The organism is Methanoculleus formosensis (genome assembly GCF_025384765.1).
Classification (GTDB): domain Archaea; phylum Halobacteriota; class Methanomicrobia; order Methanomicrobiales; family Methanoculleaceae; genus Methanoculleus; species Methanoculleus formosensis.
Genome location: NZ_VHLL01000006.1, coordinates 154,593 through 161,718 on the forward strand (window position 1 = coordinate 154,593; position 7,126 = coordinate 161,718).

At 62.6% G+C, this 7,126-nt stretch carries 9 protein-coding genes; all 9 read right to left on the minus strand.

The genetic code is table 11. The features are described from left to right. Positions 1 to 32 precede the first annotated feature (32 nt). The 9 genes from FKB36_RS10755 to FKB36_RS10795 all read right to left on the minus strand — a co-directional run bounded on the left by FKB36_RS10755 (position 33) and on the right by FKB36_RS10795 (position 6,594). On the minus strand, positions 33 to 317 hold the full coding sequence (locus FKB36_RS10755) for a UPF0058 family protein (protein ID WP_074369554.1): 285 nt from the start codon (positions 315 to 317) through the stop codon (positions 33 to 35). 63 nt (positions 318 to 380) lie between these two features. After that, positions 381 to 1,595 carry a DNA primase DnaG gene (gene dnaG / locus FKB36_RS10760; protein ID WP_261598069.1) on the minus strand — a complete coding sequence of 405 codons (1,215 nt, stop codon included), beginning with the start codon at positions 1,593 to 1,595 and terminating at the stop codon, positions 381 to 383. A gap of 256 nt (positions 1,596 to 1,851) precedes the next feature. Continuing rightward, the gene (locus FKB36_RS10765) at positions 1,852 to 2,169 is read right to left on the minus strand and encodes a DUF167 domain-containing protein (RefSeq protein ID WP_261598070.1); all 318 of its coding nucleotides are present in this window, start codon (positions 2,167 to 2,169) and stop codon (positions 1,852 to 1,854) included. A 195-nt stretch (positions 2,170 to 2,364) separates the two neighbouring features. Next, positions 2,365 to 3,627, minus strand: a complete 1,263-nt coding sequence (gene pyrC / locus FKB36_RS10770; RefSeq protein WP_261598071.1) for a dihydroorotase — start codon at positions 3,625 to 3,627, stop codon at positions 2,365 to 2,367. Further along, positions 3,624 to 4,538, minus strand: coding sequence for a DUF2156 domain-containing protein (locus FKB36_RS10775; protein WP_261598072.1), 915 nt, complete (start codon positions 4,536 to 4,538; stop codon positions 3,624 to 3,626). The genes pyrC and FKB36_RS10775 overlap by 4 nt, the downstream gene beginning before the upstream one ends. 3 nt (positions 4,539 to 4,541) lie before the next feature. Next, entirely contained in the window at positions 4,542 to 4,973 is a 432-nt protein-coding gene (locus tag FKB36_RS10780; protein WP_261598073.1) for a GNAT family N-acetyltransferase, read from the minus strand. 63 nt (positions 4,974 to 5,036) lie between these two features. Then, positions 5,037 to 6,032 (minus strand): hydrogenase expression/formation protein HypE, encoded by a 996-nt coding sequence (gene hypE, locus FKB36_RS10785; RefSeq protein WP_261598074.1) that lies wholly within the window; start codon positions 6,030 to 6,032, stop codon positions 5,037 to 5,039. Then, on the minus strand, positions 6,029 to 6,370 hold the full coding sequence (locus tag FKB36_RS10790) for a hydrogenase maturation nickel metallochaperone HypA/HybF (protein ID WP_261598075.1): 342 nt from the start codon (positions 6,368 to 6,370) through the stop codon (positions 6,029 to 6,031). Before FKB36_RS10790 ends, hypE begins: the two co-directional genes overlap by 4 nt. After that, the gene (locus FKB36_RS10795; RefSeq protein ID WP_074369561.1) at positions 6,370 to 6,594 is read right to left on the minus strand and encodes a HypC/HybG/HupF family hydrogenase formation chaperone; all 225 of its coding nucleotides are present in this window, start codon (positions 6,592 to 6,594) and stop codon (positions 6,370 to 6,372) included. Before FKB36_RS10795 ends, FKB36_RS10790 begins: the two co-directional genes overlap by 1 nt. Positions 6,595 to 7,126 lie beyond the last annotated feature (532 nt).

Genomic DNA, 7,126 nt, shown 5'->3' on the forward strand with positions numbered 1-7,126 from the left:
CCGTATCGGGGGTACGGTGCGCGGATACGGGATCACTGGAGATACTCTATCTCTTTCAAGGTCTTCTCGGCGAGTTCCTTCATCCGGGCGGAGATCCGGCCCGACGACGAGAACTCCACGTCCTTCATGGCGTTCGCAATCTCTGTCCCCAGGACGAATATTGCGTATTTATGTTCCATTTTGCTCTTATGCACCTGAGAAGGCTCTATCTTCAATGCGTAATATTGCGAAAATTTCAGGTCCGGGTTCTGCAACTCAAAAAAGTCTTTAATCTCGGTAAGAATCCCATGTAAGGCTATCAACTCTTCCTTGTGCATATTCTCTCCCAGAGATAAAAATGGTGAATATAAATATATATAAATTTGCACCGGGGATAACCGTCACCCTATCTTAATGAGTCTGATGGAGAGCGGGCGCTTTATTATACCTTTAAAGTCCCGGGCAGCCACGAACTCGAAGTCTCTCCCCCCAAACTGATCGAGGAGTTTCTGGTCGATGATACGATCGACGACAACCCCCTCGATGTCGCCGTTCAGGTTCTGGAGTGCGCCCTCGACGTCGGTTGCGTTGGATTCCAGGAGGACGGTGTAGTCCGGTGAGAGGAACCGCGCAATCTTCTTGTCCCGGACGTCGGCCATATGCTCCCCGAGCGTCGAGGGGGGCTTCTGACCCCATTCCCGGAGCGACGGCTGCTCGTCCTCTTCCACATCGGCCGGAGCCCGAATCCCGGTGCGGGCCGCCTGCCCGGGCCGCTCGATCTTCTCCTCGGCGGGGGGCTGGTCGATGACCCCCACCGCAGGCACTTTGTTCCGGAGTGCCTTGACAATCTCCTTGCGGCTCATCTCCTCGACGCTCTTCCCCCGGGGACTGTAGGCCACGAAGTCGATCTCGGCGACCTGGAGGAGTTCGCGAAGGATCAGTTCTCCGCCCCGGTCGCCGTCGAGCAGGGTCGTCGCGGTCTTCTCCTTACAGAGTTCGATGATGATGCGCGGGATGTTGGTTCCTTCGACCGCAACGGCGTTCTTGATCCCGTAGCGGAGCAGGTTGATGACGTCTGCCCGCCCTTCGACGAGGATGATGGCGTCGGAGTCCATGGCGTTCGGCCCCGCGTGCACCCTCTCTTCGCCGAGGTACTCGAGTTTCTCGATCCGGATCGTCTCCCTGACCTCGTCGAGGATATCGTCGCTGTTGATGGAGCCTTCGTCGAAGTCCTCAAGGAGGAGTTCTTTGGCGCGCTCGATGATCCTGCGCCGCTTGGTCACCCTGATGTCCTCGATGCGGTCGACCTTCACGTGCGCCGTGCACGGGCCGACCCGATCGATCGTTTCGAGTGACGAGGCGAGGAGCGCGGTCTCCGCCCGGTCAAGTGAAGACGAGACGATTATCTCGCCTTTAGTCTCTCCTCGTTTCGTGGTGATCTGAACATCGATCCGGCCGACGCGGCCGGTTCTCTGTAAATCGCGCAGGTCGAGGTCTTCGCCGAGCAGCCCTTCGGTCTGGCCGAAGATGGCGCCCACTACGTCGGGTTTATCTACCACCCCCTCGATCTGCAGGATAAGATGAATAAGATACTTTGTGGTATCCGGTGAATACATGGAGTCTGGCCTCCTTCTGTATGGGTAAGTCTGATGCCGTATCCGCACGGATTCTGGCCTGCGCGGACGTACGGTTAATCATATATCTAGAGTGCAATTACTTAAATAAGATGGCGGGTTCGGCGCAAGATTTTTGTAAAGATGAACCTAAACCCATGGCCCCAAAAGAGAGCATTCGGGCATACCCTGCTCTATCGCCTGTTCACGACAAAGACCGCCCTGCCATGGGTATCCCGCTTTTCCCGTCCGCATCTGCTCAGGTCCCGGAGGCGTTCAGGCGCGTAAGCGCATGAGAGCGCGATATCCCGGCGATTGCCACGGTCTTTGAGGAAGATGTGTGTCCGGTGATGATCTCCACGTCGGCGCGGGGCACGCCGAACGTCTTCGCGAGGAGGTCGGTTATCGCGCGGTTCGCTTTTCCGCCGACGGCAGGGGCCGCTATCTGGCACTTGATGCTCCGCCGCCACTCGTTGTAGCCGGCAGGAAACACGGAGCGTTTTGCGCCCGCCGTGACGTCGAGCGTGACAGTCACCCCGTGCGGGGTCTCGGCGACGGCGTCGGCATAGAGTTCCATGAGAAAAGTCCTCGTGAAGGATGTCGCCCGACACTAACGATCGGTGTTCACAGGTGGCTTCTGCCGTTCCTCACCCGATCGAACCCATATGCCGGGCGTGCCTGTCGCGCACCTGGGTTGTCCCGCGGATCATGTCCGGGCGTCTCGCCAGATGATCACCCGGGGACCTATAAGGTGCGCTTTATCGGCTCTCTATTATTTCTTCTGTGAGGGTAAATATCCTTTCCCGGGGTACCACGCCCCATGGGTCTCCCGGAGATCGCCGTGGACGTAGGCCCGCGTTCCCCCGACGATCACCTCTTCGGGGAAGACCGCGTCGAGCCCCTCGAACGGCGACCAGTCGCACTTTGCGTGGAGGTGCGCGGCATCGATCCGGGTGATCTCGTCCGGATAGAGGGCGTAGTCCGCCCGGTCGCCCGGCTCGAATCCCGCGCGCGGGATGCCGAGGATGGCTGCAGGTCTCCACGACGTCTTCTCGATCACCGAGGCGAGGGTGATCCGTCCTCTCCGCACCGCCGCCATCAGGAGCGGCACCATCGTCTCGACCCCCGGGATGCCGGAGGGCGCGGTCTCGAAGGGCATCCTCTTCTCGTGGAGCGTGTGCGGGGCGTGATCGGAGGCGACGACGTCTATCCTCTCCCAGCACGACCAGAGTTCGCGCCGGGTCTCCTCGTCCCGGAGGGGGGGATTCACCCGGGCTCCGGTCTCGTCCGGGTCGAAGGCCTCGCGCGAGAGGAAGAGGTGGTGCGGCGTCACCTCCACCGTGCCGCGTGCGGCCCTGACCGAGGCGGCGGTGCTGAGGTGGCAGAAGTGGAGCCGCAGCCCTGCCGGGGCGAGGCCGGCAACCTTCTGCACGGCCCGTGCCTCCCCCTCGCCGGACCGGGCGCGGTCGTGGTCGGCGAGCGTCGCCGGTGCCCGGCCGCTGACCTCCTCGGCGTGGACGGTCGCGACCCCCCCGAGGGCATGGATGCGGTCAAACATCCCCCTGAGCGTCTCCGCATCGAGCCCCTCGCCGTAACTCGACGGAGCGGCGAAGGTCTCCCCGAACGCCATCGCGCCGGCATCCCACATCCCCTCGAGATCCGCCCCGGGCACGACGCCCCCGTTCACCGCGAACCCGCACACGGCCTCTTCCCTCGCCTCGCGGACACGAGCCCGGAGGAGTTCGGGCGTGGTCAGGGGAGGGACGGTGTTCGGCTGGTCGACGACGACCGTCACCCCGCCGGCGACCGCGCTCGTCGTCCCCGTCCGCCAGTCTTCCTTCTCTCTCTGCGCCCCTCCCCGCATGTGGACGTGCATATCGACCGCACCGGGGAGGCAGGTGTACCCGGTGCAGTCGATCGTCTCGCCGGCACGCGCCGGTGCGCCGACGTGCCGGACGATACCGTCGGCGACGACGATATCGGCGCGCCTCCCCGTAGGGAGCGTCACGTTCCGGAGCACCAGGTCGGCGGTCATCGGCGGCACGCTTCCAGGTCGGCCCGGGTCACGTAGTAAACCCCGACCATGTACGCAGGGTGGTAGCGCGTCTTCGATTCCCGGAGCCCGGCGACACCCATATCGCATTCCCGATTGACGTAGGGGTAGCGGTCCTGGAGCGCTGCCGCCGTCTCGGTCGTGATCACCTTGTAGATGTTTCTGTAGGTCTCGGGAAGGGCTTTCTCGAAGTGAACGACCGCCATCGACTCATTGACCGGCCCGACGATTGATATCGCCCCGATGGTGCCGCCGATCCTGATGATACATCCCTCGAGCCCGGTGGCGAAGAAGTTGTTCACGGCAAAGAGGATGGCTTCTTTTTCGTAAGCGAGAAGGGGTTCGGAGTCGCAGTCCCGCCACTCGCACCAGACGACCAGGAACTCCCAGACCTCCTCGATGTTCTCCTCCGTGATCCCCTCGACGGTATACGCGTATTCCCGCCCGAACCGGTTGACCTGGCGGCGGATGGTGGCATAGTTCTTTCCGGCGAGTTTGGCCAGATCTTCTGTCCGGTAGATGTAGTCGAAGAAGTCCCGATTCTCGTGGAGTGGGAGGCCCGGGTAGGTCTCCCGGAACCACTCCTCGTTTGCCGGGTCGAGAACCCGCAACGGTATATCGCTCCCCTCCCGGAGGGCGAGGTCGATGACGTCTTCGAGGAGTTCCGGGTTTCTCGGGCCGATCGGCATCCGGAACGCCGTCACGCCGTCGATGGTGCTCGAGAGGACGATCGAACCTTCGACCTCTGCGAAACGGTAGTCCGCGTAGTGGTTCCAGCAGACCATGTTCGCGAACGTGTTGTCGCTGTGCACCTGGGGGTACTGCCGGTAGTGCCGCGAGAAGAGATCATGCTCGTTCAGGCTCACGGGTTTGAAGTCGGCAAATCTCAGCATCTCTCACCTGTCCTGTGGATTCCAGCGCATGGGTGTATGCTCTTCCATCTTCCGAAAACCGAGCGCGGTGTAGAACGGCTCCGTCCCGGGTTCGGCGACGAGGGCGATCCAGGCGACACCTTCAGCCGTACAGTAATCGAGCAGTGCAGATAAGATCATCGTTCCGATGCCCCGGCCGCGGTATCCGGGGAGGACAACCAGGTCCTGGACGTAGCCGTCCGAGACCCCGTCCGATATCACCCTGCCCATGCCGACCGCTCTGCCGGTCGCCCGGTCGATGGCGACGGCGAAGGCAAAACTCCCTGCGATGAGAGCGGCGAGATTGGCAGGGTCCCATCGCTCGTCCCACCAGCCGCCCGCCCGGTAGAGGTCGGCGATCGTCTCCACGTCCCAGACGTTCACCAGGCGCACCTCGATCCCCGCCTCCTCCGTCATCGTTTCATGCCTCTCTATATCGCGCGTATATGGGCCCGGGTTAAAAATGGGTATGGTTGCCGGCTAGCAGACACGCGGGACCGGGTCGCCGACCGGCGGTTCGATGAACCGTTCCCCGCCGATGGCGGTGCGCATGACCACGTTCGAGCCTTCGACGACCTCGCCGACGATCGCCGCGTCGCGCCCGTAGGGATGCGAACGGAGCGCCGCGAGGACGGCCTTTGCATCAGTGGGCGCGACCCCCATCACGACCTTGCCCTCGTTCGCCACCTCGAGGGGGTCGAGGCCGAGCATCCCGGCGGCGCTCCGGACGCTCGCCCGGAAGGGGAGCGCCTCCTCCTCGATGACGACGCCGACGCCGCTCTTCCTCGCCATCTCGTTGATGGCGTTCGCAAACCCGCCCCGGGTCGGGTCTTTCATGGCGTGGATATCCCCGGCCGCGAGCGCTCGCTCGACGAGTTTCCAGAGGGGGGCGACGTCGGAGTGGATCTGGCCGCCGAAGTCGAACCCCTCGCGGTGGGCCATGATGGCGATGCCGTGGTCGCCGATGGTGCCGCTGACGATGACCTTATCCCCGACCTCCAGGCCGTTGTCCCGCACCACCCGCTCGGCGACGCCGATGCCGGCGGTGTTGACGATGATGGTGTCGAGAGCGCTCCGCTCCAGCACCTTGGTGTCCCCCGTGACGAGGCTTGCCCCGCACTCGCCGAGCGCTGCGTCCATCGACGCCACGATCCGCTCGAGGTCAGCGACCTCGAACCCCTCGGGGATGACCATGCCGCACGAGAGCGCGATCGGCCGCCCGCCCATCATCGCGAGGTCGTTGATCGTTCCGCAGACGGCGATCCGCCCGATGTCCCCGCCGGGGAAGAAGATCGGCGAGACTACGTGGTTGTCGGTCGTAAAAACGATGTTCTGGCCGTTCAGGGGGATGACCGCGCCGTCGTCCAGCGATTCGAGCCCGATTCCGCCGGCGTTGTTGTGCTCGAGGTTGGTGATGACGCGCAGGAGCTCGCCCATCACCTCGCCGCCGGCACCGTGCATGAGGTTGACTTTCATTCTTCGTCCACTTCTATCTCGATGTTGGTGACTACAATTTCCATTCCTGTAACGATTTCAGGGAGTTTTCCGCACCCGGGGCAGACGAACCGCTCGTCCCCCTCGTAGCCGCAGGAGCAGCGGGTGCGGGCCTCGACGTTGCGACACGAGAGTTGTGCCCCCGAGAAGAGCGGGTCGTCCTCGATGATGACGTTGAAGAGGAACTCCACCTGTTCAGGGTTCACCATCGCCAGTTTGCCGACATCCACAGAGACGCATTTCACTTCTTTTGCGTTGTTCTCGATCGCCGCCCGGCGGGCGGTCGTGTAGATGTCATAGGCGATGCTGTACTCGTGCATTACTCCTCCATCGCGGCGTAGACCTGTCTGAAGATCTCGCGGGTCTCAAGCCCCTCCTCTCTGCTGAGGCGCTGGATGGCAAACCCGACGTGGACGAGGACGAACTCCCCGACCTTCACGTCGACAAGGTCGAGCCTGACCTCCTGCTGCAGGTCGCCGAAGTCGACGACGCCGATGTTGCCCTCTTTTATCTCGAGTACCTCAGCGGGCATTGCAATACACATTGACCTCTCTTCCTCATCTGTTGTTGTGTCCGAATGTCAAAAAAGATTGACCATGCTGCACGGAGGAGCCCGGGAGCAGCCGCATCGACCGGCGCGGTTCTTGCTTCCCCGTATTCAGGTACCTATAGGTCGGTCCGGGCGGGTAAAAAGGTATGTCTATTGCTGGTTCCGGCCGCTGGAGGGGTGGAGGGCGGGGGCGGCCGTGGTGCGCCGGCCCCGGTGCTGCCGGCCCGCGCCTTCAGGGTTTGTGCGCGGGAGCGTAATGTTATGGGAGTACCGTATCTATCCCTGCCTGTCCCTGTGCAGTGGACGGTGGTGGCCTACCGCCCGCCGGTGCTCGAGATCCTGAATCAAAACTTTTCGGTTTTCTCAGAGGTCATCCCAAAAAGATCTCCGAACCTTCGGTATACCCTAACCGGAGCCCTTAATTCCCAGGTATTCGCCATCTGAGCCACATCCTGAGCCAGGGGGATGAAACGGCTTCCCATTGGGTATCGCCACACGGGGGAGGGTCCGGGAGGGGGTGTCCCCC

Bases quoted from the DNA above. Each gene is read 5' to 3' on its own strand.
- FKB36_RS10755 (WP_074369554.1), bottom strand. From the start codon at position 317: ATGCACAAGGAAGAGTTGATAGCCTTACATGGGATTCTTACCGAGATT.
- dnaG (WP_261598069.1), bottom strand. From the start codon at position 1,595: ATGTATTCACCGGATACCACAAAGTATCTTATTCATCTTATCCTGCAG.
- FKB36_RS10765 (WP_261598070.1), bottom strand. From the start codon at position 2,169: ATGGAACTCTATGCCGACGCCGTCGCCGAGACCCCGCACGGGGTGACT.
- pyrC (WP_261598071.1), bottom strand. From the start codon at position 3,627: ATGACCGCCGACCTGGTGCTCCGGAACGTGACGCTCCCTACGGGGAGG.
- FKB36_RS10775 (WP_261598072.1), bottom strand. From the start codon at position 4,538: ATGCTGAGATTTGCCGACTTCAAACCCGTGAGCCTGAACGAGCATGAT.
- FKB36_RS10780 (WP_261598073.1), bottom strand. From the start codon at position 4,973: ATGACGGAGGAGGCGGGGATCGAGGTGCGCCTGGTGAACGTCTGGGAC.
- hypE (WP_261598074.1), bottom strand. From the start codon at position 6,032: ATGAAAGTCAACCTCATGCACGGTGCCGGCGGCGAGGTGATGGGCGAG.
- FKB36_RS10790 (WP_261598075.1), bottom strand. From the start codon at position 6,370: ATGCACGAGTACAGCATCGCCTATGACATCTACACGACCGCCCGCCGG.
- FKB36_RS10795 (WP_074369561.1), bottom strand. From the start codon at position 6,594: ATGTGTATTGCAATGCCCGCTGAGGTACTCGAGATAAAAGAGGGCAAC.